This window comes from Peptoniphilus pacaensis, assembly GCF_900088125.1.
GTDB lineage: Bacteria > Bacillota > Clostridia > Tissierellales > Peptoniphilaceae > Aedoeadaptatus > Aedoeadaptatus pacaensis.
The window spans coordinates 309,105-333,341 of record NZ_FLQT01000003.1; the positions used below are offsets into that span (position 1 = coordinate 309,105).

Here is a 24,237-nt window from a genome sequence, read left to right on the forward strand (position 1 = left end):
GATTCGTTTTATCTTCATCTCGTCGATTTACAGTTCCACTGCCCCTTCCTTCAGGCGCCGGTAGAGTTCCATGCCGCCGGTACCCTTTAACGCCACCAGGGAAAATTCGTGGCGGTCCGTAATTCCCTCCACGTGAAAGGTCGCCAGGCGGGGATCGTCTTTCGCGATGCTCTCGTAGCCGAAGGAGATGCCCACCCCCGCCGCCACGAAATTGGAGATCAAAGTCAGGCTCGACGAGGTGATGAGCCGCTTAAAGTCCCGCACCTCATAGCCCTTGTAGCGCAGCTTGTCTTCTAAAATTTCCCGGGAGCCGCTCCCCCTCTCCCGCACCACCAAGCAACCCTCCGCCACATCCTCCACGGAAAGGCTACAGCCCGCATAGGGATGATGGGCGCTGCAGATCCCCGTAAAGGTTTCTTCCTTCAAGACGGCGAAGTCGAATTCGTTTTTCGCAAACTGTCCCTCCACCATGAGAAAATCTAAGCGGGCGTTGCGTAGCAGGTCTAAGAGGGCCTCCGTATTGTCCACGGTGAGAACGAAGTCGTTGGCTCTGCCCCGAAGAAAGCCCACCAGCTTTTGTGCATAGGCGTATTCTCCCAAGGTCTTCGTGAGGCCGATGCGCACGGTGCGGGCCTTTTCTTTCTGCAGGGCGTCCCTAGTGTCTCGGTAGCTCTTCTGTTGGCTGCGGGCGTAGTGCTCCAAGAGGCGGGCGTCGTCGGTGGGGATCATTTTCTTGCCGTCGTAGCGAAAAAACACGCCGCCGAATTCCTCTTCCAATGAGCGAATGTGTTTGGTCACCGCCGGTTGGGTGATGTGCAAATTTTCCGCCGCCTTCGTATAGTTTTCCGTTTGCAAAACTTCCAAAAAGGTAGTCAATCGAATATCCACGGCTCCTCCATATCGTTTCGTTATTGCTCTATAATTAATTATAATTTTATTTTATCTTAGATTTATGAGATGATCAATACACGAAGAAAGGAGCAATCATTTGAAAACCATCCAAGCAATTATTCCCGGGGTGCTTTTAACTGCGGCCATCGCCGCCGCCTCGAAATTTATCGAAAGTCAACTACCTATGCCTTTGATCAGTGCGTCGGTCATCGCCCTGTTTATCGGCATGATCATCAATCATTTCCTGCAATCGGACAATCCCGTGACCAAGGGCGCTACCTTCGCTTCGAAGAAATTATTGAAGCTGGGCATTATTTTACTGGGGGCCTCTCTGAACATGGCCACGGTCTTTCAAGTGGGCCGCCTGTCCCTTTCCGTCATGGTCTTTACCCTGCTGACCTGCTTCGGTTTGGGCCACTTCTCCGGCAAGTTTTTCGGACTGAACTGGAAGATGTCCAATCTCATCTCCGCCGGCACGGGGATTTGCGGCGGCAGCGCCATCGCATCCATCGCCCCGGTCATTGAAGCCGACGATTTGGACATCGCCTATGCCATGAGCGCCACCTTTATTTTCGACATGGTCATGATCGTCGCCTTCCCCCTTATGGGACACGCGCTCGGCCTTTCCGACATGGCCTATGGCCTGTGGGCGGGCACGGCAGTCAACGATACCTCGTCGGTGGTAGCGGCGGGCTACGCCTTCTCCGACGGCGCCGGGGACTTCGCCACCATGGTAAAGCTCACCCGTACCTTGGTCATCATTCCCACGGTCATTACCTTCGCTTTGATCAGTGCCCATTTGAAATCCAAAGAGGAACACAAACACGAAAAGGCGAAGTTCTCCCTGACTCACGTCATTCCCTGGTTTATCCTGGGCTTCTTGGCTCTTACGATTATTAATACCGCCGGCTTTATTCCCGAAGCCGTAGGTCAAAGCTTTAAGCTCATCAGCAAATTCCTTATGGTCATGGCTCTCGCCGGCATCGGCCTGAAGACGTCCTTAAAGGACATGAAAAATTCCGGCACCGGCCCCATGCTCCACGGCTTTGTGATTTCCGCCCTGGTAGTCATCGTGGCCATCGGCGTTGAATATTTCATGGGCCTCGTATAAAATGGGTATAGTGAAAGAGGATCATCGTATCCTCTTTTTTTCATACACTATTTTATCTGTGAAAGGAGTTTATCTTGTCCAATAAATTTGATTATATCGTCATCGGCGGCGGCAGCGGCGGCAGCGCCACGGCCAATCGGGCGGCGCAATACGGCGCCAAGGTCGCCATTGTGGAAGAAAAAGATTACGGCGGCACCTGCGTGAACCGGGGCTGCGTGCCGAAAAAAATCCTCTGGTACGCCTCGGGCATTCGCCGTACCCTGGAAAAGGAATCGGGCAATTACGGCTACAAGGTCGGCGACTGGGATTTTGATTTTAAAAAATTGCGGGAATCTCAAATGGGCTATGTAAGCCGTGCACGAAACAGTTTCGAATCGGGCCTGGAAAACAACGGCGTCGCCAAGCTCTTCGGCAAGGCCCGGTTTAAAGACGCTCACACCGTCGTCGTGGGCGGCGAAGAATATACCGCCGATCACATAACCATCGCCACCGGCGCCCACCCGAACCCCTGCAAGCTTCCCGGGGCGGAGCTGGTGGACTATTCCGACGATTTCTTTACATGGGACGAGCTGCCCAAAACCATCGCCATTATCGGCGGCGGCTACATCGGCACGGAGCTTTCCGGATTTTTGGCCGGCATGGGCGTGGAAACCCATCTTCTCGTAAGAAAAAATCGAATCCTCAGAAAATTCGATCCTTTTATTACCGACGCCGTCACGGAAGAGCTGGAAAAGGGCGGCGTGAACATCCACTTCGAAACCTCGTCGAAAAGCTTTAAAAAAGTGGAGGGCGGCATCGAAATCACCTTCCAAGACGACAGCACCGCCGTCTTTGAAAAAGTCCTTTGGGTGGCCGGCGTCACGCCGAACATCGAAGGCCTGGGCCTGGAAAACACCAAGGTGGAAGTGGACGAGAAAGGCCGCATCGTAAGCGACGCCTATGAATGCACGGCGGAAGAGGGAATTTACGCCATCGGCGATGTGACGGGCAAATTGGATCTGACCCCCGTGGCCATCGCCGCCGGCCGCCGCCTCTCCGATCGCCTCTTCGGAGGAAAGAAAGACGCCCACATGGATTACGCTAATGTACCCACCGTGGTCTTCAGCCACCCGCCTTTGGGCACCGTGGGCCTCACGGCAAAGGCCGCGAAGGAAAAATACGGCGAGGACGCCATTAAGACCTACACCTCGTCTTTCACCGACATGCGCTCCTCCGTATCGGGTCACCCCCAACAATGTAAAATGCTTCTCGTCTGCGCAGGCGATGAGGAAAAAATCGTCGGCGCCCATGCCATGGGCTACGGCGTAGACGAAATGATGCAAGGCTTCGGCGTCGCCGTAAAAATGGGCGCCACCAAGGCCGACTTCGACGCCACCGTGGCCATTCACCCCACCAGCGCCGAGGAAATGGTCACGATGCGCTAACTCGTCAAACAAAAACATGGAGAAAGGACGCTTCCTCTCTCCATGTTTTTTATTTATTGTTTTTTAAAATATCATCTAAATCCATTTTTATACAACTAATGGTTTCTTTTTTATGAATATCAAGACCGGGACTAACGAAGACGTATAGGTCCCTCGGGCGATTGTGCTCACGAAGAAATTGAATCATATCTTTTTCTATGTGTAAAACAAGATCGAATGTGGCGGTATCTCCCTTTATATCGTAGGGATCAGAAAAATAACACATGCCGATGTACTGATCGTAAAGCTTAAAACGATAGGCCGTTGCCAAATCGCTTACGTTGGTTTGTACTGTCATCTTAATCAGCACGTTTTCATTTGGATCCAGCCCGCTATCTTCTAAATACTTGGCGTCCTGCGTTGGCTCGCAGTTTAGTAAAGTGAAAAACTTTCCTTCCCCTAAATCTACGGATTCGCCAATTTTGTGCATGGTGTAAATGGAATTCTCTTTTGGCACATTGACGGGTAAATTGATGTAGACGATCCGTACTACAGCCGAAAGTGCAAGCAGGAGCAGGGCAATTTTTATTCCTTTGGCACTATTCTTCTTCCCCATACAATCTCCCTTCGCTCATTTTAAAACGCATGTCACACAGTTGACGCAAGTCTTCCTTCTTGTGGGATACCACGACCACCGTTCGCCCCGCCCTCTTTAATTCACTTAAAAGGGCGTAAAGGCGTTCCACGGAATCTTCATCCAAAGCATTGGTCGGCTCGTCCAGCAAAACAAGCGGCTGCTTCTCCATAAGGGCTTGAACGATGGCAAGTTTTTGGTTCATCCCCAAGGAATAGGTGTTTACTTCGTTGTCTATGTAATGATCCATGTCGAAGTAATCAATTAGCCTTTTTGTCTCGCTGTCATCAAAAGGGCCACGAACCTCTCCTAATAGACGGAGGTTCTCCCAACCCGCCAAATTTCCGTAAAAGTCTACTTTTTCGATAACGACACCAATGTTGATACCCGGTGCTTTGCCGTAGACGCGCTTCTCCCCATTCACGAAAATGACACCCGAATCCACGTCCATCAGTCCGGCGATAGCACGCAAGAGCATGGTTTTTCCTGACCCGTTTACACCGTAAATTCCGTAGATTTTTCCCCGCTCCAGCTCCAGAGAAATATTCTCTAAAATAATCTTCCCTTTGATTCTTTTACTGACATTTTGTAACGATACGATCATAGGTCTCTCCTAATCCAAAAAATCTATCTTCTTCACCCGCAGACTCACAAGAAAAGAAAGCATCCCAATGGCAAATAACAATCCGCAGCTTTTTATCGTTGTGTAGGTCATCGCCCCACCCGGTATAAGTAAAAATTTCAATAAATAAAATTGATGATAATTGTAAGTAAACAGCCCGACAACGCGGGTTAATACCGAGGTACGATAGCTGTTAAAGGTAAAGAAAGTCAAGACGAAAATCGTGCCTAAAAATTCGTTTCTCACCCATACGTTAAACAAACAGCCCAACAAGCCGATAGCCGAAAGACTCAAAATCAATTGCACCGCCAGCATCAACCCGAAGAGAGCAGCGGAAACATAATGTCCGTTAAAAAAGCCCTGCACATAGCCCGCTACCATAAAAAGAAGGACGGATGTGACGCTCACAAGAAACGCCGGCAAGAAAATTTTCAAAAGATGATACTGCAAAATCACGCACCGACTCTTGTAGCGAACCGCTGTCAAAATGTTGTATTCATAAGCGAGAAAAAGGCTACTTACCAAAAAGAAAGTCCCTATCTCTCCTGCTACTTTCTTATAGTCTTCCAATGCGTAGAGACCGCCACCTTCAAAATCGGTAAAAAACTGCCGCCCTAAAAAAGCCACGAAGATCAGGTAGATAGCCATTAAGAAGATCTTATTCCCTCTACCGTTTCGCCGCAATTCATTAAATGCTGTCTTCACGATTCCGACTCCTTATGAAAAGTAGGCAAACAGGTATGGAGAGACACAGAAAAATCAAGCTGAAAATAAAAGTTTGTTCCGTCATATAGACTGTAGGAAAAAACATAGAGATACTGTAAATTTTATCTGCAAATCGCATATTTACAGTCCAGAGCAAGAAAAAAGCAGCAAAAGGAAGAATGTTTTCAAAATAACGCCTGCGACTGACCATGCTTACGGCGAGGGTCAGGAGAGAAAAGAAAGTACACCAGAGCGCATACAAGAAATAAAACAGCAGATTAATCACATAGGGATTGGACGTATAGAGAAACCCACTACGATAGCTTATGGCGTGAAAATAAATATCCTGAGCATAACGAAAGGGATAGACGAGAGCCATTAGCAGGTCGTGAAAAACGAGGGGGAAGAGCCCGGTCAGAACACCCAAAATGACGGTGACCGCAACAGTATTTTTTATGTATGATTTTCTGCCCATGCGACTGATCAATATGCTGTCCATGTTTTTTCTCCGATCATCGCTGTAGATGGCAGATGCCGTAAAGGGAGCGAAAAAAATCAAAAATGTATAGTATATGCTTGCCCCCACGCCGAAATAATTTAGAAGCATAAGATTGTTGGACAGATTGTCGTCGTATAGACCCTCATCACTCTTTGCTATAATTTGAATTGCGAATAAGACGGCAGTATATAAAAAGACAATGATAATACGCTTATCTTTTAAACAGCGAGAGAGTTGATTGTGTATGTACGATTTATTCATAAAATCCTCCGAAAAAAATTGCCAAATCCTTTGCCCTAATTAAATGTATTTAACCTTACTAATATCCAGAGGTGTTATTTGGACTCCAAACGCCGGTGGCGGACATTTGACCCCCATTACCGCTTTCAACGGCTAATTTAATTATACTGCCAACCGGCGCATCATTACTCAAATATTTAATATCGCCGTTAGATACTCTGTATTTTCTACAATTGGTATTAGGAATCCAAATCCTGATTACCACGGAAAGTCTGCCACAGCTTTTCACGCGTACATAAGCTGCCGTTTTATTGGTCTTTTTTCGTGCCGTCGTATAGGAGTTCGTGCTGCCGGATCGTAATGTAAAACTCCATGCTGTATCTTTGGTATTCCCACCGGCCGCACGCGTATCATAAACCGGCGTCTCCGCTTTTACAAAATTATTTGAAACAAATGCTTCGCTAAACACTGCCGCTTGTGCCATATGAGGCATCATCATTACACTAAGCAAGGCGACATAACCTAATTTTCTACCTGGTTTTCTTTCCCTTTTTACACCAACTCGCCACCACCCCACCTCTACAGTATTCATTGTATCTCCGGACTTTTTATCCGTCAATATAATTGATATCGATTCTTTAATTCTTCCCATAACAGATCTCTTTCTCATGAACGGGAAGATGATACTAAACTTCATGCGCATACAAAAAAGCGCCGGCATCCCGACGCTTTTCTTTACTTGCTCGCCTTTAAGGCTTCGGCGTCGCCTTAAAAATGGGCGCCACCAAAGCCAACTTCGACGCCACCGTGGCCATCCACCCCACCAGCGCCGAGGAAATGGTCACTATGAGATAAAAACAAATCCTCTACCCGCATAGGTAGAGGATTTTTCTTTGTCCGAATGAATTTATTTTCACTTTTAGTTGAAGCTGCGGCCGCATTTTCCGCAGAACAGGGCGCCCGCTTCCCGCTTGCTGCCGCAGCGGGGACAGAATTTATCCGCTTCGACGGAATCATCCGGTTCGCTTTGCTCTTCGCCTTTCACTTTTTCGGCGAGAGCGGCTTCTTCCGCCTCTTTACGGGCCTTTTCTTCAGCCTCTTTGCGAGCTTTTTCTTCCGCATCTTTACGGGCCTTCTCTTCTTCCGCTTTCTTTGCCGCCTCTTTCATTTCCGCCTCTGCGATCAGGGCATCGATGTAGGCTTCATTAGCCGCTTCTTCTTCGGCGGTCGACTCGTCGAAAGCGGCCTCGTTCTCGGAAGCGTCCTTCTCTTTTCGCTTTGCCTCCTTCGACTCTCGCCGCATTTCCGCAGAGCGATGCATCTCTTCTTTTTTTGCCTCAAAGACGCTGCGAAGCTTTTCTTTCAGCCGAAGCCGCGTTTCCGACAGGAAGAGATTGTACCGCACAGGGAGCTTGCCGAAATGAGCCAAAAGGATATAGCACAGGATCAGCAGAATGAGGATGAGCCACAAAATGCCCGGGAAGTGCATCATGTCCGCCAGTAGGGAGAAGCCCGTCACGCCGACGATGCTGTGGTAGGAGTCCAATGCCTCGTCGTCGGGCGTGGTGCTGTCCAGGAACACGGCCTGATCGCCCTTTTCCACATCCTTCGCCGCCATGGCGGCACATTCCACAGCCATAGACTCAAACTCGTTTAAGAAATTCGTGCGGCCACCCTCTTGCCTGAACTGCTCGAGGAAATCCGCCTCCTCTGCACCGAACTTCAGTGCTGCGGGCTCGGCGATGCGCTTGGCATCTTCCCCGCCGACCACGGCATTGGGATAGACATTACCCTGATCCAAACCGTAGACGCCGCGGGCCACGAGTCCCTTCAGCAGATTCGCCTGATTGCCCCCGTCTTTTATTTCGCCTACGTCCACAAGGGGTGCGGAGAGGGGCGTGTAGGAAAGCACCTTGGCCAGGGCCAGGCGATTCAATCCGTTTTCGCCCAGGGAGTAGCTCTCCAGGGCGCGGTTCATCATTAGGGCGTAGCCCGATCGGGCGTCGTCGACTTCCTCTTTCGACAGAGTGTAGAGCCCTGCCTTTGCCGGCACGAAGGCCATATCACCGTCGATGCTCCTGCCGGGCTTCAAATGGGTGCCGCCCTTGGTCATGGCCTTCACCTTATCGCCGAGGAAGAGAAAGCTTAAGGGCACGTATTCCGACTTCTTGCCGCCGATGGCCACCTCCAGCTCCAGCTCATCCCCTTCCCGATTCAAATAGTAGTAGGCGTCGTTAAACAGGCTTGCCTTGGGAATGACCCAGGTAAATTTTTTGCCCTTTTTGATGACCAAATAATCGGGGAAGGTGTTCGGGTCCAAATTTTTAATGTAAAATTCCACGCCCCTACCCCGGCTCTTGGAGCAGTCGATATAAAGAGCTGCTTTGCCGTAGCTGTCTTTCATCTGAATGCCCAGCTCCTGCAAATAGGCTTTAAAATCCTCCGGCAATTCACGATCGTCTTCCATGGCGGCCACGGCCTTGCCGTCGATGACGAAGCTGCGCTTTTTCAGCATCTGTTTCTTGGGCATGGCCTTGCATTCGGCGACGAAGTTAGCGATGCGCCATTGGTCCACATCCACCAGCTGCCCCGAAGTGTAACCCGCCTCTTCCAGCTTTATTTTCAGAAGATCCAACCAACTGTCGGGCCCCATTTCTTTTAAAATTTGAAAATCGATGCCCGAGGTGTAGACAGGCTTAAAGTCATAGCCCATAATCTCCTGGGCCTGCTCCATGGTATAGCCTTCTCTGTTTATATACAGGGGAATAAAACGGATGCCGTCTTCTCCCCGCTCCTTCTTTACCAGCACGTTGCGGCGGCAGTAATTGCCGGCAGCGGCGTCGGTGCCTAAAAAGCGGTTGTAGGTGACGTAGTCCACGGTGACGATGGCGTAATCGTAATAGGCGCTCACTTCGCCGATATGAACCGCCACGGGCTCGGCGTCGGAAAAGCCCTCGACTTGGTAGTGAAGCTTGTCACCTTCGAAGCTCATCTTCGCCGGACCGTTGAATATATCTTTCGCTCCCTCGGAACCGTGGCTGATTCCAGCATCGTAATATTTTTTATAGAAATCCGCATAAGGCTCGAGCTCCAAATTCGCCGAGTTGGGATCCCCTTTTTCGATGCCCTTCACCGTCTCCGCCACATCGCCGTAAACTTTCTTGGCGTCGGCATCGCCTGCGAAGCCTTCCTCGCTATTGCCGTAATAAGTGGCGACGGCGATTAAGCCGGGCAGAAACTGTGCGTCTACCTTGCCCTCTTTCTTGCCCCCGGCGATTAGGGGCGCCAGGGCCAGCTCGAATTCCTTTACGGCCTCCGGGCTCGCGTCGCCGAAGAAATGCTCGTAGCCTTCCGCGGGCTTCGCCTGCATGCGCTCGTAGCCCACCAAAAGATCGTAGCAATTGGCCACCATCTGCTTGTCTTCGTAGAAGGGCAATTCATTTTCGCTGATCTGCTCCCCTTTGATGTCGCCGGTTTTCGACAGATTCCAATTGCCGTCGAAGACGTAAGCTTCCGTCATTTCGGAGGCGTCGTCATCAGCGTCGTATGCGTCGTCAAACTCGTCGGCGGGAAAATTGTTCCGGGAGGTAAAGGCGATGTAGTTTTTGCTTCCGCTTTGGGTGATGACGCATTCCAGGGAGGAGCGGAAGGGATTCACGTAATCGGCGTGCTCGTAATGCAAAATGCGCTTAGCCTTGCCGCCGATGCGAGCGTAGATGTCGTAGTATTCGCTGCCGTTTTCACGATAGCAATAGCCCAAAAATTCCCTGTCGTTTTCCATATCGTAGGCAGAAATAAATTCCACCGGCGTCTTTCCCGGCAGCTCTTCCGATACGTCGTCACCGGAATAGTCGCCGCCATAGGTCTGCCGCAAATTGCCGCTTCCGTCGTAAAAGGTATTTTTGATCAAAGGATAGAAGGCGCCGGGACCGGCGTTTACCTTTTTGTTATAGGCGTTAAAGTCCAAATCTGCCCCGTCCACCAAGGCAAAGGCGGGACGGGCCAGCGCCAGTGCCATGACGAGGCTTAAAAGAAAAATCGAAACTCTCTTCACAACATCCCCCTTTTCTTAATTGACATACTGCTTGATGTAGCCGAAATAGCTCGCCGGATCCATGGATAAATCCATGGCATCGTCCCCGTCGGGATAGGGAATGTAAATCCAGAGATCCGTATTTCCTCCGCTGAAGACATCGCCGTAAATTTTATCTACGTTTGTAGGATTGAAAGTCAGATTCAAGACGCCGGCCGCCTCGTCGTAATTGCAGTCCATGGCGGTAATCACTCGAATCGTCTCCAGATCCACATAGACCTCCCCATCTTCCACAATAGGCTGAGTCTTCAGACGATAACAGGGATTGAACTGCTCGTGATTTTCTTCCATAATGCCGTATTCGGGAAAGTAATCCAGGCGGTTCATGGTGTAGCACGGAGTGCCGAAATTATTACTCACACGAGTATACCCGCGGCTCGGAACGTCGTCGTCGAATTCTGCCATGACGGCCCCATTTCCCGCCCGGGTAATGGCCATGGCGGGAAACAAGAGGGTGTCTCCTCGCTTCTTCGGCCGGTAATCTTCCAAAAGCACATTGCCGTCGACGACGATGCGAACGGTGTCGGACACTCTGCCCTCTCCCTGCGCCGAGGCGTCGGCGGTTTCCGAAGCCGTCACTTGATTCGTATTGGCATTGGCGTCAAATTCTTCATCGGACTCATCGGCTATGTAATATAACACGCTCAATACCAGAATAATCACACCGACGAGAATAATGCAGCCGCATCCCCGGGATTCCTTATCTTTCTTTTTCGGATCCTGATAATACCTGACTTCCCCTTTCGGAACATTCGCCTTCGGCGCCGCCGGCTCCGGCGCTTTCTTCGCTTCGGGAAGGGGCGTGCCACATCGGGTGCAGAATGAATTCTCCGCTAAATTATCGTAGTGACACTTGGGACATAACATACTCTCCTCCTTCATGAAATCCATGCCTTTTCTTTCCGCGGATTCGTCTTCATGACCATTTCAGACACTCCCCCAAGCGGAAAACTCTCACTCTCTTTTATGTACGATTTCATTATATCGAAATTTCTAATGATTTTCAGCTTTGGCAAATAATAAAAGTGCATTGCGCATACAAAAAAGCGCCGGCATCCCGACTCTTCTCTTTACTTGCTTGCCTTTAAGGCTTCGGCGTCGCCGTGAAAATGGGCGCCACCAAAGCCGACTTCGACGCCACCGTGGCCATCCACCCCACCAGCGCCGAGGAAATGGTCACTATGAGATAAAAATAATTCCTCTACCCACATAGGTAGAGGATTTTTCTTTATCCTATGAATTTGTATTGCCTTTAGTTGAAGCGGCGGCCGCATTTTCCGCAGAACAGGGCGCCCGCTTCCCGCTTGCTGCCGCAGCGGGGACAGAATTTATCCGCTTCGACGGCAGCATCCGATTCGCCCCGCTCTTCGCCTTTCCCTTCTTCGATGAGGGCGGCTTCCTCCGCCTCTTTGCGAGCTTTTTCTTCCGCTTTCTTTGCCTCCTCTTTCATTTTATTCAACTGGTACTATGTAGTTTTTTTACCTGCCACATTCGCATTAATCAGTGCAACAGCTGTTAATATAGATAACGGAAAGCACGGACTTCGTGCAATCTGTTGTCTATCAGTTTCTCAAGGAAAAATATGGAGCTCTAAACTTTTGGTTGTATTAGGATATGCTCTTCTTTCCTGTTTTCTATTAAGTGTTGCTGTGGTTTGTATACCATTTATTTTTAGTTTGTTTGGAATTAATCAAATTAAGCAATTAAGTATTGCTTCAATATTTTTAGGGATTTTAGTCGTGTTTGTTACAACCATGTGGCAAATCCCTTTTAGTTTTATAATTTCAAAAAAATTAGGGGTGATCTTTTCGGTATTGGTCAATTTAGCTATTTCTTTTTCAGGTGTATTTTTAGCACTAAAACCATATTGCTTGTAAGTAGGGATAAGAAAATGGGAAAATTTCGCAAAACCCCTAGGAGTCTTGTTTGCTATGTTTATTTTTAATGGTTTTTAGTTATTTTAGTTTTGATCTTTTATTAGCGTTTAAGTATTGATTTTTAAATAAAAAGAGAGACTCGAGTTAACAAGTCTCCCCAAAATTTGACAAATAACCTATTTTAATCATTATCTCTTTGCATCAATAATAATTCTACTTTGTTTATTTTATTAATAGCAATAATTGAAGATATTGGACCTAACAAGGTTCCCAAAATTATTACTATCATTAACATTAAAATCATAAGGAATATATTCGGTCTTAAAAAAGGCATATTCAAAACTGATGAAAATATATTATTGAAAGTTATACTTAAAACAAAGGAAAGCACAGAACCTATGACTGCACCTGTTCCATTAATTAGCATAGATTCAACAAGAACTACTTCACTGAGTTTTTTCTTTGTTGCTCCTAATATCCTTATGGTTGCAAATTCTCTTTTCCTTTCCTTAACTGATAAGGTATTTACAAGACTTAAAATAAAGAAAGCTAGTATCCAAATCAAAGCTATCAATATATACACATATACAAGCATGTTTTTTGCTGAATCTGAAACTTCTGTCATTATTTTTCTTGGTAATAAAGGATACACTTTTTCTTTTTTAAATTCTTCTTTAATAAGTTTTTGAATTGTTTTTGGATCTTTGTTTTTTTCAACTTTTACTAAAATAGAAGATATATCATCTTTTTTTGCCACCGGATGATTAATTATCTTTTCATATTCCTTGGCTAATCTATGAGTTTCTTCTATTGTCATAAAAACTGAATTATCAAAACCCATGCCAGTTTTTGCAAGCCTACCTCTTATCTCAAATTCTTGATTAAAAAATTTAACCTTATGATTAATAGTCCCCACAATGTTAGCACCTACAACAACTTGCCCAGCTTTAATTGGAGTTTTAATCTGCTTTTCAAGCCAAGGTTTAACGCTAAAGTCATCAGAAAAGTCAATTCCTATAACTTGAATGGGAAAAGAACAGCATCCAGCAGAAAGTGTAGCTAGATAAACTTGACCACAGGCTTTTTCAACTCCTGGTACTTTTTTTACTCTATTTAATATATCCTTGTCAAAAAAGAATGTATTAGGTTCTCCCCTTAATATTGCACCTGTAATTTTGGAATCATAACCTTCTGGGACTACTATAATGTCTGCTCCCATCCTATCTGATAGAGATTTCATGCCGTTTTTAAGAGAAAAAATTATAAATGATGACATGAATAAAATAAAAGTTAAAATTCCTACAAGTAAAATCAAGGTAATTGACCTTGCCTTTTTATTTTCTATATTCTTTTTTGCTAAATTAATTGTGTATAAATCTTTCATTATTTTGCACCATCAAGTGCATTATTGCAAGCTTCTATAAATTGCTTGTAAGTTTCTGTTGCCCCCGAAATAACGTCCACTCCTTCAGGATTTCCTTTTTCCACTAATCTATCTGGGTATGACTTTGCAAGATTTATAGCTTGTTGGGCTATCTTATATAGTCCTTCATTTTGGTTTTGACAATAAGATTCATCCTTTTCTTTTCCATCTCCATCAATGTTTTGCATTGTACAAGATTCAATCTTATTGTCTTTAACACTTATATCCACCTTTACAAGTCCGCCTCTTTCATCTTTGGCAGATTCTCCATGATATGTGCCGTCTTTATAGCTTACGCTTGGAGCTTCTTCTTTTTTATCTCCTCCACAAGCAACTAGGACAAGCCCCAAAGAAAAAATTATTAATACATTCAAAAATTTTCTCATATAAACTCCTTAAGTTTTTCATCTTTTTTTACAGAATCAAGAACTGGTCTTTTTCTTTTCATTTTTTCTTCTTTTGAAATTTTACCATGTTCAAGAGTTATCATTCTTTCAGATTCTTCACCGACTTCAGGGTCGTGAGTTACAACAATAATTGTTGATCCTGCATTGTGAAGTTTTTCAAATATGTCAAGAACTATATATTCATTCTTTTCATCCAAATTTCCTGTGGGTTCATCGGCTAAAAGTATTGTAGGATGATTAATAAGAGCTCTGGCAATGCATACTCTTTGTTGTTCCCCACCTGATAATTGGTTGGGTAAGTGCTTGGCTCTATCAGCAAGACCTACTGCAGCCAAAGCTTCCATTGCTTCTTGTGCATCTGGCATAGAATGATAATATTGTGACATCATTACATTTTCCAAAGCACTTAAATAATTAACTAAATGAAATTGTTGGAAAATAAGTCCTATCTTATCCCTTCTAATAACTGTTAGTTCCTTAGGTGATTTTTTTGCTATATCTTCACCATCCAAAATAACTTCGCCAAGTGAAGGTTTATCCATGGCACCAATAATATTCATCATTGTTGTTTTACCAGAACCTGATGGACCCATTATAGAAATCCATTCGCCCTTTTCTACACTTAAATTGATTTTGTCAAGGGCTTTAAGTTCACCATAAATTTTTGAAACATCAACGAGTTTTAATATATCCATAAAATTCCTTTCTATTCTCCACGAAGCACTAAAGCTGGATCAATATCAACAGTTTTAGATACTGGTATTAAAGATGCAACTATAGTTATTACTATACAGACAATAATTGTCATAGGTACTAAAAGAGGCAAGAAACTTACCTTTCTAGCAAATACCGAAATACTTACTCTATTGGCAAATATATATCCTAATACAACACCTAGAAGTCCACCAAAAACCCCCAAAAATGCTCCTTCACCTAAAAAGTCAACGATTACTGACGAATTTGTGGCGCCCAAAGCTTTCTTAAGACCTATTTCTTTACGTCTTTCAGTTACAACTGCCATCATTGTTGTGGATACACATATCATCATTATGAATAATACTATTATCGTTACAATGAAGACAAGAGCTTGTAATTTATTCAAAACTATATCTTGTGAGGCGGTAACTCTTTTTACCATTTGTGGAGTTAGAGATCCATCCTTTTGTGAAATATTTGATACTATTTTTGAAAGTTCATTTTGTTCAGCTTCTATTGAATATTCTATGACATCAAAATTTTTGTCTTTAACAAGCTGTGAAATATCATCAATACTCATAAAAATAAGTTCTTCTTCTTTACCACCTGTTGTTACAACTCCTGAAACAACAAAATTAGTATCTATAGAACCTTCTCCATTAACTTTGGGAGTATTTATAATAATTTTATCTCCCTCTTTTAATTCCAAAGCCTTTGAAACTTCATTACCTATTAAAACTTCTCTCGATTTTTCAGGCCATGAACCGTCAATAAGCCAGTATGGAGAATTTTCTTTCGCTCCCTTTAAATCTGTACCTGCAAGCATATAAGGTTGTTCATTAATTTTTGCATTTGTATAAATATAGGGTGCCTGACCGACAAGCTTTCCTGAAGGAATTAACGATTTAACTTCATCTAACTGTTCATTGGTGATTTTTTTATCAGGGTTAGTGGGAATTACCAACATATTTGCACCATAAGACCTAAACTCCTTACCCATTTGTCTAGGAATATCATAGTAAATAGTAACAAGTCCTGAAATAATTGTTGCTCCCATAGCTATAGCAAGTAGTGCTGTTAACATTCTTGCACGTCTCCTTGCCAAGGAAGTTATTATCATTTTTAAGTGAAATTTATTTTTACTTTGTTTATCTGCCATGTAGTACCTCCGTTGGATTTAAATTCAAAAGGTATCTTATAGCTGGTATTGAACCCAATATTGTAACAAGAATAATAAGTATTGCTACAATAGGAACTACCATAGCTGTTGGAGCTATTGCTGAGCCAAAAACTGTTAGACCAATAATCTGAGTAAGTAGCAGACCAACACCGTAACCTATAACTGTTCCAAATATCGCTGTCAAAATTATTTCCACAAGAATTATGCCAATTATCCTTCCATTTGACGCCCCTATAGCTTTTTGAAGTCCAATTTCATTAGATCTTTCCATTACAGATGCTGTAATAAGATTAGAAATACCAAAGCCTGAACCAATCAAAGTCAATACTGTAATTAAAACCATAAGAAGAGTAGTCTTATTTAAAATATCTCCTTCACTTTCTGCAACTTGGCGAATTGGCTTAGCTACAGAATCAGTCATTACTTCTGTTATTTGATAACAAATAGCAGAAACATAAGCTGTACAATACCATACTTCCCGTTCCTTAATAGTTAAAGATAGTGGGTTTTTGGCAGCCTTTCTTGCTAAGTCATTGTCTGGTGTAGTAAGAGCTGATACTTCAACTTTATTTACAACTCCAGTAACTCCAGCAAATTCTTGTGCTGTTTTTAAAGTAGAATATATAAACGCATCTTCATCAGAACCTGATGAGAAAATACCCTTAACTTTTAATTTTTTGTCTAAATTATTGCTTTTTAGTTGGATTTCATCACCAACTTTAAATCCATTTCTGTCTGCAAAAATCTTTCCAAGCATAACTGAATCGCTATCATTTTCTGATAACCACTCGCCTTGAACTTCCCACCAGTTTTTAAGTCTAATCATACCAGTATCAACTGATTCTCCAGTAGGCAAATCCATATGATTATTAAACCATGTTCCTACCATCTTAGTATGTTTAGAATCATTATTACAAGAAACCCAAGTGTTAAGATATGGCGTATAGTCTACAATATTGTAAGCCCAAAAAATAGTTTTAATGTTAGGAAGTTCTGACTCCTTTAAATATTTTTGAACCTGCCCCTCTTTTTCTTGCATGCCATACAAATCATCAAGAAGGGAAGCTTCCTTAGGCAATACATTAATATTTGCTCCATAGGTCTTTAATTCTTGATTAACTTTATCCCCAACACCGAGCATGGTATTTAACATTGAAGTGGCAAGAGAAGCTCCGAGGGCAACTGTAAATGCAATAAGAGCCATCTTTCCCTTTTGTCTAAAAAGCGCTCCTTTAACTATTCTCCAAAACATAAGCCCTCCTACTTAAATACATAAGACAATGCCTCAAGATCTTTTGGCGCAATCTTTATCTTTTCATCATGGACAATGTATGGGAAAGGTATCGGGTTACATCCACCCTTAAAACCTATTGTACCCCTATTCATTACAACGTCGCACAACTTACAAATAACATCATCGCCTCTTTCAAAATATCCAGATGGACCACATATCTCGCAGGCATCAAGTACAACTCCATAGGAACCTTCTGATTTTTTAATGCAGAAAAATCTCATTTGTACACCATCCTCTGCCTTATACAAATATCTGTGCAAATGCATATCCTCTAAGCTACTTAAAGGAATAACAATCATTCCATTTTCAGTTTGATAATCTTCAGGTGGTGAAAGGGCCTGTTCCTTATTAGCATATGCCTTTCCAACCGTTAATGAAAAAGTATTAATAAATAGAACGACAAGGAAAAAAATTGCCCAATGTCTTTTATTCTTCATACTATACTTTATTTTTCTTAACTGAGCCCTATTGCTATAATCTTCATTAACTTTAATATTTTGCTTATATAAAATTACTGGAATAGCTATCATAATTAACATTGTTGCATATAAAAACACATTTTCGTGATTAGCTATAAATGCAATAACTCTAAAAAAGTTAACATTTCTAGGAATAATCCCTTTAGAATAAAACCTTTGAATTATGATATTAAATTGGCTGATACCCGAGCATATCAAGCTAAAAAAAACTACAATCTTTAAGTTTTTACCTTCAAGTTTAACTGAGGACTTGTATATGGCAAGCCCTGATAAAATCATCATGATTATCCCAAAAACAAAGCCTAAAATCCTAAAAAGTACAATAGTTGAAACAGCACTTTCGCCATAATATACAAATTTGTTTGATTGGTTAAATACATACGGTAAATAATAAAAACAAATTCCTACAAGATAAACAACAACCGATGCTGAAATGAAATTATCATAAATTTTAGCATTTATCTTATCTTCAAATATCATAAAAATTAATATTAAAAATACTGAGATAACTATGGGTACCATAGACCAGAAATTCAATTCTGTTCTATTAATAAAATTAGGTATATTTCTTATAATTATTGAAACAATTGCTGCAATTACCCCTAAAACTAAAGAAATTATAATGACATACTTTTTATTTTTGCTCTCTTTAGTTGTATAATAGGCAAGTATTAAAGAAATCATTAGAGAAAAGGCTATTCCCGCCTCCATAACTTGAATAAAAATTTTTAACATAATTTCACCCCCCCATAAATACATATAAGGGGAACGTGAATTCCCCTTATAAATATTATGAATTTTTAAAACTTTACCATTGTGGTCCGTTCCATTCGAAGTCAGTCCATTCTGCAACAAGTGGTTCTGTCCAGAATCTACCTGTTACACCAGTTTCTTTATCTACGTGTAGTAAGTAGTCATTGCCTGGTGCAGTAACTTCAAATTTTACATCATAAACGCCAACACCTTCGTCAAATTTAACATTTGCACCATAGTGTGGACCATCAGATGCGTTCATTGGCATGAAAGAAACTTCTTGAACATGGTCTGAACCTTTCTTTTGTAAATAAGCTTTTACTTTTAACCATGGAACAAAATCACCAACACCATAACCTAATGTTGAACCTTCTTGTGATGCTGTAATGTCAGCTTCAATATGGCAGTCAGCTTCTTCTTTAGGAATTGAGTTTCCTGCTGGTTCCATATCAACCGGTTGGAAATATACACCAGAGATTACTAAAGGTCCTTTAGTTTGGTCATCGCCAATTGGAAATTCTTCAAATCCTGCATCTTCTCCTGGAGCTGCAGCTTTTGCATCTCCTGCTTCGTTCTTGTTTCCTTCAGCTGGTGTTTTTTCTTCTGTAGAAGTTTTAGCTGTATTATTAGCTTTTGTATCTTCTTTTTTACCACAAGCTGTAAACATTAATGCACACACAAGCGTCATAACAACAAGAAATAAACTTTTCTTTTTTAACATAATATCCTCCTATTTTTTTCTTGGCTGACTTCAAGCTCAGCTCTGATTTTTTTGTTTCTATTATTTTGATAGATAACAGAAGCAATGGTTACTACTAATAGAATAATTTGTGGAATGAGATTTTCATACCTATCGTATCCTCCTATTCTTTTTCTTGGCTGGCTTCAAGCTCAGCTCTAATTTTTTTGTTTCTATTATTTTGATAAATAACAGAAGCAATGGTTACTACTAATAGAATAATTTGTGGAATGAGATTTTCATACCTATCGTATATTCCTATAACTTCAGCAGACCATCCATTCATCCAAGGAACTATAGTTCTGCCAATTACATCTGCTTCTTGTAATTCTCCTATGCCCTTTCCTAAGAAAGACAAGCAAAGTATAAACATTAGCCAAGAAGTAAATGTAAAGAATGGTTTTAATGGTAGCCTTACAGAAACTTTAGCAATTAAGTAATATACAATTGCAAGTATTATGGCGGCAACTAAAAGTCCAATCCACATATGCATTGGATTATCAGAAATGCCTGTTCTCATACCTTGGAAAAACAAAATGAGTTCTGCACCCTCTCTTGCTACTGCTAAGAATGCAGTGAAAGTTAAGGCAAAATAACTACCCTTGGAAACAGATTGTTCAACCTTGTTTTTAATGTATCTATTCCAAACTTCAACTTCAGATTTAGAAAGCATCCAATTGGATACATAAAATAGTACGATAACAGCAAGAAACATCGCAATTCCTTCGAATATTTCTTGTCCCATTCCAGACTCAACTTCTCCCACTGTATTGGCGATGATATTAAATACTCCAGCTAGGACTGCTGAAAAAACAATGCCTAGCAAGGCTCCAATATATACACCTTTTAAGTAAATTCTATTATTAGTCTTTGATAAATATGCAGCAATGGCAGCTACAACTAAAATGGCTTCAAGCCCTTCACGAAGTGTAAGTCCAAGAACTGCAAAAAATGTACCAAATCTTTTTAGCACCTCTCCCAACAATTGACCTGTTGAAAGGCTATTTACATCTTCTTGACTTTGACCACTGGACTTAGAATCTCCAGAGGTTCCATCCAGAGTATGGGCATCTTCATGAAGATAAGTTATAAGTGCATCAATTTCATCTTTAACTTCTTGTGGGTCTGCATCTTCTTTGATGGAATTTTTTGCTCTGTAAAATTGATGTTCAACCATTGAACCTCTTTCGCCTGAAATTGCAGTCATAGTTGTTTTTTCAAATCCAATTTTTTCATAGAATTTAAAGTAAGCTACATTAACTGCATCTGTGGCTGCTTTTTTAGCATCCTTATCTCCAGGCTTGTAAACTTCCACAGCTTTTTGTAAATGTTCTGACATAGCATCAGCGACTTCAACCCAGTTACCGTAATTTGTTTCTGCTGCAAAAACAGGCGTTAAAGTTAGGCTAATCATGATTACCATCATTGCGAAAATGCTAGTCATTTTCTTTAATAAATTCATCTCTATCCCCCCTTCTTTATTAAACTTCCATCTTCCATTTGGTAAAGTGTATTGCCGTATTTTAAAATATCAAGCTCATGAGTAACTAAAATAAGCGCAGTACCTTTAGAATTTATTTTTTTTAATAAATCCATTATCTCCATAGTAGTATTTTTATCCAAATCACTTGTAGGCTCATCTAAAATCAAAAGCTCCGGCGAATTAATCATAGATCTGGCTATCAGCACTCTTTTTAGCTCTCCTCCAGATAAATTTTTAGGAAAATCATCTTTCAAATGCAAAATTCCCATCAAATCAAGGAGCATAGCTGCTTTTTCATAAGCAGATTCATCTCTTTTAAATAGATAATAAGGAAGAGACACATTCTCTAAAACATTTAAGTTTGGAAGTGTTCCTAGACTTTGTGGCACAAAACCTATGATTTCATTCCTATATTTGCTAATTTCTCTATCAGAAAAATCACTTATATTTTTGCCCTTAGCAAAGATTTTACCTTCAGTCGGTTTTAATAAACCAGACAAAAGATTTAAAAAAGTTGACTTTCCAGAACCACTTCTGCCAATTATATTGACAAAATCTCCCTCCTTCAGGGTAAAGTTTACATTTTTAACAGCAAAAAGTGTATTAGAACCTCTTTTGAAACTCTTGCTTAAATTTTCAGTTTCAATTATTGATTCCATTATGAATGTCTTTCTTTCATACAATAATAAATATTAACTAAAACCAATATGCCTGCCAACAATGTGCAAAACGGAATGGTTTTTGCTCTGCAAGCCATATCGGCTTTCATGCATCCACCAATAAGCACATGAGTGTTAAGTATCTCTAAAATACCAATTGCTATATTTGAAATAGATAATCCTAAAGATATTTTTGAATCTTTAACTACAATAAAAATGATTGCTAATACTAAAATGACTGCGCCCATACCTATGGTCATATTTCCCATCCAATGGCATTTCATGAACATCCCATTTTCCATAGGAGGACAAACGGGTGTTATAAATTTTGGTGCAAGCGCTAACAAGAGACCTATAATAGCAGAAATATATCCTAAAATCTTCTTTCTACCCATTTTAATCATCCTTTCTACTTATCTTTATTAATATTTGAATTTGATTATCACTTCCATAATTATTATAACATGGAAAATTGAAAATTCAAATCAATTTTCCAGTTTTTTTAAGGGCATATTTTTAAAATTGAGAATATTTTTAATTTATCTTTCTTATGTTGCCTTGTATATTATAATTCTCTTTTTTTATTGGCCTATATAATGGAAGAACTTTAATAGAAAAGGCTCGTTTATTTTTTGTTAGATAGTAATTTTTAGTAATTTTATAAGTAAAACTTATTCTCAAAATAATTTATTTAATAGAAATGCTCTCAAAAATCCCATCTTCCAGCAATACCATAGGTAACCTAATGAAGTTATACATTTCAGATTGCCTATTATAAAAATAATCAAAATTCATCCCTACCTCCTTTCTTTGAAATAAAAAAGACGACAGAATTATTGATTTCTATCGTCTACGATTGTCTAATATTTATTTTTCTTTAAATAGATTTTATTGTATAGTTTAATAATTCTAATAATCCAATAACATATATACCTAATTTAGGTAATCCAAATGGGCTAAATAAAAATGCTAAGATTAGTGCTTCAATTACAATTTGATTATCTCCTTGAAATATGCTAGCTAATCCAATTATAAAAATTAAAGTAGAAACTACGTTTAACAACGCAGTACTCAAACTTAATATGAAGGTTAAAATAGCTATGAGCAAACTCAACACTAATCTTATCGGTAATAAAATTATTCTAATTATCCATCTCATACATACCCCTAAAAATTAAACTGGGATTCATAACAAACCCCAGTTTCATAATTAGCGTGTTCTTTAATATAATTTTGATCCTGCTGGAATATTATCATCCAACATTATTAAGTTAAGTTTTTCTTCTCCGTCGTACTCGCAAATTGCAGATATTATCATACCTTCTGAGTCGATTCCCATCATCTTACGTGGAGGAAGATTACAAATCGCAAGCAGTGTCTTTCCAATTAAAGACTCTGCGCTGTAATATTCCTTAATACCAGATAAAATAATTCTTTCTTTTTCAGAACCATCATCTAATGTAAATTTCAAAAGTTTTTTTGATTTTGGAACTTCTTCGCAGTTTAAAACTTTTACAACTCTAAAATCAGATTTTGAGAATGTATCAAAATCAACCATATCTTCAAATAATGGCTCTACTTTTACTTTTGAAAAGTCGATTTTTTCTATCGTAAGTTTGTCGTAAGTTTCGTAAGTTTCTTTTGACGAATCCTTATTTTCTGCCTTTTCTAAGCCTATTGGCTTCATCCTGGGGAATAAAACGGATGCCGTCCTCTCCCCGCTCCTTCTTTACCAGCACATTGCGGCGACAGTAATTGCCCGCGGCGATATCCGTGCCGAAGAAGCGATTGTAGGTGACATAGTCCACGGTGACGATGGCGTAGCCATAATAGGCGTTAAAGTCCAAATCTGCCCCGTCCACCAAGGCAAAGGCGGGACGGGCCAGCGCCAGTGCCATGACGAAGCTTAAAAGAAAAATCGAAACTTTCTTCACAACATCCCCCTTTTCTTAATTGACATACTGCTTGATGTAGCCGAAATAGCTCGCCGGATCCATGGATAAATCCATGGCATCGTCCCCGTCGGGATAGGGAATGTAAATCCAGAGATCCGAATTTCCTCCGCTGAAGACATCGCCGTAAATTTTATCTACGTTTGCAGGATTGAAAGTCAGATTCAAGACGCCGGCCGCCTCGTCGTAATTGCAGTCCATGGCGGTAATCACACGAATCGTCTCCAAATCCACATAGACCTCCCCATCTTCCACAATAGGCTGAGTCTTCAGACGATAACAGGGATTGAACTGCTCGTGATTTTCTTCCATAATGCCGTATTCGGAAAAGTAATCCAGGCGGTTCATGGTGTAACACGGAGTGCCAAAATCATTGCTCACACGAGTATAACCGCGGCTCGGAACGTCGTCGTCGAATTCTGCCATGACGGCCCCATTTCCTGCCCGGGTAATGGCCATGGCGGGAAACAAGAGGATGTCTCCTCGCTTCTTCGGCCGGTAATCTTCCAAAAGCACATTGCCGTCGACGACAATGCGAACGGTGTCGGACACTCTGCCCTCTCCCTGCGCCGAGGCGTCGGCGGTTTCCGAAGCCGTCACTTGATTCGTATTGGCATTGGCGTCAAATTCTTCACCGGACTCATCGGCTATGTAATATAACACGCTCAATACCAGAATAATCACACCGACGAGAATAATGCAGCCGCATCCCCGGGATTCCTTATCTTTCTTTTTCGGATCCTGATAATACCTGACTTCCCCTTTCGGAACATTCGCCTTCGGTGCCGCCGGCTCCGGCTCTTTCTTCGCCTCGGGAAGGGGCGTGCCGCACCGGGTGCAGAATGAATTCTCTGCCAAATTATCGTAGTGACACTTGGGACATAACATACTCTCCTCCTTTATCAAATCCGTGTTTTTAATTTTTGCAGATACGTTTTCATGACGACTACAAATCTTTTCTCAACGAGAAACCCTCACTCTCTTTTATGTACGATTTCATTATATCGAAATTTCCAATGATTCTCAGCTTTGGCAAAAAAAGTGCATTGCGCATACAAAAAAGCGCCGGCATCCCGACGCTTCTCTTTCTATCTCTA

General features: G+C 41.8%; 26 protein-coding genes and 3 pseudogenes. 5 read left to right on the forward strand and 24 right to left on the reverse strand.

What is annotated here, in order from left to right:
* Positions 1–27: 27 nt before the first annotated feature.
* Positions 28–888: a LysR family transcriptional regulator gene (locus tag BN7444_RS01565; RefSeq protein ID WP_068454808.1), complete on the reverse strand. Its 861-nt coding sequence runs from the start codon at positions 886–888 to the stop codon at positions 28–30.
* A gap of 100 nt (positions 889–988) precedes the next feature.
* On the opposite strand from BN7444_RS01565, the gene BN7444_RS01570 reads away from it, so the two are divergent.
* Positions 989–2,002, forward strand: a complete 1,014-nt coding sequence (locus BN7444_RS01570) for a YeiH family protein (RefSeq protein WP_082941206.1) — start codon at positions 989–991, stop codon at positions 2,000–2,002.
* 74 nt (positions 2,003–2,076) lie between these two features.
* A complete protein-coding gene (gene gorA, locus BN7444_RS01575) occupies positions 2,077–3,426 on the forward strand; it encodes a glutathione-disulfide reductase (protein WP_068454811.1) in 1,350 nt (449 codons plus the stop codon).
* A gap of 49 nt (positions 3,427–3,475) precedes the next feature.
* On the opposite strand, the gene BN7444_RS01580 is transcribed toward gorA, so the two are convergent.
* Genes BN7444_RS01580 through BN7444_RS01600 form a run of 5 tightly spaced genes read right to left on the reverse strand, consistent with a single transcriptional unit; the run spans position 3,476 to position 6,757 of the window.
* On the reverse strand, positions 3,476–4,021 hold the full coding sequence (locus BN7444_RS01580) for a hypothetical protein (protein ID WP_068454814.1): 546 nt from the start codon (positions 4,019–4,021) through the stop codon (positions 3,476–3,478).
* Positions 4,005–4,643 (reverse strand): ATP-binding cassette domain-containing protein, encoded by a 639-nt coding sequence (locus tag BN7444_RS01585; RefSeq protein WP_068454817.1) that lies wholly within the window; start codon positions 4,641–4,643, stop codon positions 4,005–4,007. Before BN7444_RS01585 ends, BN7444_RS01580 begins: the two co-directional genes overlap by 17 nt.
* Before the next feature lie 9 nt (positions 4,644–4,652).
* Entirely contained in the window at positions 4,653–5,366 is a 714-nt protein-coding gene (locus BN7444_RS01590; RefSeq protein ID WP_068454820.1) for a hypothetical protein, read from the reverse strand.
* On the reverse strand, positions 5,350–6,126 hold the full coding sequence (locus BN7444_RS01595; protein ID WP_068454823.1) for a hypothetical protein: 777 nt from the start codon (positions 6,124–6,126) through the stop codon (positions 5,350–5,352). The genes BN7444_RS01590 and BN7444_RS01595 overlap by 17 nt, the downstream gene beginning before the upstream one ends.
* A 58-nt stretch (positions 6,127–6,184) precedes the next feature.
* The gene (locus BN7444_RS01600; RefSeq protein ID WP_068454826.1) at positions 6,185–6,757 is read right to left on the reverse strand and encodes a hypothetical protein; all 573 of its coding nucleotides are present in this window, start codon (positions 6,755–6,757) and stop codon (positions 6,185–6,187) included.
* Between the two features lie 116 nt (positions 6,758–6,873).
* Here BN7444_RS01600 and BN7444_RS09615 point away from each other — a divergent pair.
* A pseudogene (locus BN7444_RS09615) lies at positions 6,874–6,960 on the forward strand (hypothetical protein); the annotation flags it as partial.
* A gap of 64 nt (positions 6,961–7,024) precedes the next feature.
* On the opposite strand, the gene BN7444_RS01605 reads toward BN7444_RS09615, so the two are convergent.
* A complete protein-coding gene (locus tag BN7444_RS01605; protein ID WP_068454828.1) occupies positions 7,025–10,159 on the reverse strand; it encodes a zinc ribbon domain-containing protein in 3,135 nt (1,044 codons plus the stop codon).
* Between the two features lie 15 nt (positions 10,160–10,174).
* On the reverse strand, positions 10,175–11,065 hold the full coding sequence (locus BN7444_RS01610; protein WP_068454830.1) for a zinc-ribbon domain-containing protein: 891 nt from the start codon (positions 11,063–11,065) through the stop codon (positions 10,175–10,177).
* A 236-nt stretch (positions 11,066–11,301) separates the two neighbouring features.
* On the opposite strand from BN7444_RS01610, the gene BN7444_RS09620 reads away from it, so the two are divergent.
* Positions 11,302–11,388 carry a hypothetical protein gene (locus BN7444_RS09620; protein WP_417875227.1) on the forward strand — a complete coding sequence of 29 codons (87 nt, stop codon included), beginning with the start codon at positions 11,302–11,304 and terminating at the stop codon, positions 11,386–11,388.
* Positions 11,389–11,450: 62 nt separating this feature from the next.
* Here the strand turns inward: BN7444_RS09620 and BN7444_RS09225 are convergent, their stop codons facing one another.
* Entirely contained in the window at positions 11,451–11,648 is a 198-nt protein-coding gene (locus BN7444_RS09225) for a zinc-ribbon domain-containing protein (RefSeq protein WP_068454832.1), read from the reverse strand.
* Here BN7444_RS09225 and BN7444_RS09025 point away from each other — a divergent pair.
* Positions 11,584–12,075: a lantibiotic immunity ABC transporter MutE/EpiE family permease subunit gene (locus tag BN7444_RS09025; protein WP_245654218.1), complete on the forward strand. Its 492-nt coding sequence runs from the start codon at positions 11,584–11,586 to the stop codon at positions 12,073–12,075. The genes BN7444_RS09225 and BN7444_RS09025 overlap by 65 nt on opposite strands.
* Positions 12,076–12,256: 181 nt before the next feature.
* Here BN7444_RS09025 and BN7444_RS01620 read toward each other — a convergent pair whose 3' ends face one another.
* The 15 genes and pseudogenes from BN7444_RS01620 to BN7444_RS01685 form a co-directional block, all read right to left on the reverse strand.
* Entirely contained in the window at positions 12,257–13,459 is a 1,203-nt protein-coding gene (locus BN7444_RS01620) for an ABC transporter permease (RefSeq protein WP_068454834.1), read from the reverse strand.
* Positions 13,459–13,884, reverse strand: coding sequence for an FMN-binding protein (locus BN7444_RS01625; RefSeq protein ID WP_068454837.1), 426 nt, complete (start codon positions 13,882–13,884; stop codon positions 13,459–13,461). Before BN7444_RS01625 ends, BN7444_RS01620 begins: the two co-directional genes overlap by 1 nt.
* Complete coding sequence (locus BN7444_RS01630; protein ID WP_002840489.1) at positions 13,881–14,600, reverse strand: ABC transporter ATP-binding protein; 720 nt, start codon at positions 14,598–14,600, stop codon at positions 13,881–13,883. Before BN7444_RS01630 ends, BN7444_RS01625 begins: the two co-directional genes overlap by 4 nt.
* A gap of 11 nt (positions 14,601–14,611) precedes the next feature.
* The gene (locus BN7444_RS01635) at positions 14,612–15,760 is read right to left on the reverse strand and encodes an ABC transporter permease (protein ID WP_068454839.1); all 1,149 of its coding nucleotides are present in this window, start codon (positions 15,758–15,760) and stop codon (positions 14,612–14,614) included.
* Entirely contained in the window at positions 15,750–17,033 is a 1,284-nt protein-coding gene (locus tag BN7444_RS01640; RefSeq protein ID WP_068454842.1) for an ABC transporter permease, read from the reverse strand. The genes BN7444_RS01635 and BN7444_RS01640 overlap by 11 nt, the downstream gene beginning before the upstream one ends.
* An 8-nt stretch (positions 17,034–17,041) precedes the next feature.
* Complete coding sequence (locus tag BN7444_RS01645; RefSeq protein ID WP_068458374.1) at positions 17,042–18,265, reverse strand: Fe-S-containing protein; 1,224 nt, start codon at positions 18,263–18,265, stop codon at positions 17,042–17,044.
* Between the two features lie 97 nt (positions 18,266–18,362).
* Entirely contained in the window at positions 18,363–19,028 is a 666-nt protein-coding gene (locus BN7444_RS01650) for an iron transporter (RefSeq protein ID WP_068454844.1), read from the reverse strand.
* 142 nt (positions 19,029–19,170) lie between these two features.
* Positions 19,171–20,508 (reverse strand): FTR1 family iron permease, encoded by a 1,338-nt coding sequence (locus BN7444_RS01655; RefSeq protein ID WP_068454847.1) that lies wholly within the window; start codon positions 20,506–20,508, stop codon positions 19,171–19,173.
* A 2-nt stretch (positions 20,509–20,510) separates the two neighbouring features.
* Complete coding sequence (locus BN7444_RS01660; RefSeq protein WP_068454850.1) at positions 20,511–21,188, reverse strand: ABC transporter ATP-binding protein; 678 nt, start codon at positions 21,186–21,188, stop codon at positions 20,511–20,513.
* Entirely contained in the window at positions 21,188–21,583 is a 396-nt protein-coding gene (locus BN7444_RS01665; protein ID WP_068454853.1) for a DUF4418 family protein, read from the reverse strand. Before BN7444_RS01665 ends, BN7444_RS01660 begins: the two co-directional genes overlap by 1 nt.
* A gap of 295 nt (positions 21,584–21,878) precedes the next feature.
* A pseudogene (locus tag BN7444_RS01670) lies at positions 21,879–21,983 on the reverse strand (replication initiator protein A); the annotation flags it as partial.
* An 82-nt stretch (positions 21,984–22,065) separates the two neighbouring features.
* A complete protein-coding gene (locus tag BN7444_RS09030; protein ID WP_082941207.1) occupies positions 22,066–22,347 on the reverse strand; it encodes a CD1845 family protein in 282 nt (93 codons plus the stop codon).
* Positions 22,348–22,410: 63 nt separating this feature from the next.
* Positions 22,411–22,890, reverse strand: a pseudogene (gene metG / locus BN7444_RS01675) (methionine--tRNA ligase subunit beta); the annotation flags it as partial.
* Complete coding sequence (locus tag BN7444_RS01680; protein WP_068454862.1) at positions 22,841–23,122, reverse strand: hypothetical protein; 282 nt, start codon at positions 23,120–23,122, stop codon at positions 22,841–22,843. The pseudogene metG and the gene BN7444_RS01680, both read right to left, overlap by 50 nt.
* Positions 23,123–23,137: 15 nt before the next feature.
* Complete coding sequence (locus BN7444_RS01685; protein WP_068454866.1) at positions 23,138–24,028, reverse strand: zinc-ribbon domain-containing protein; 891 nt, start codon at positions 24,026–24,028, stop codon at positions 23,138–23,140.
* Positions 24,029–24,237 lie beyond the last annotated feature (209 nt).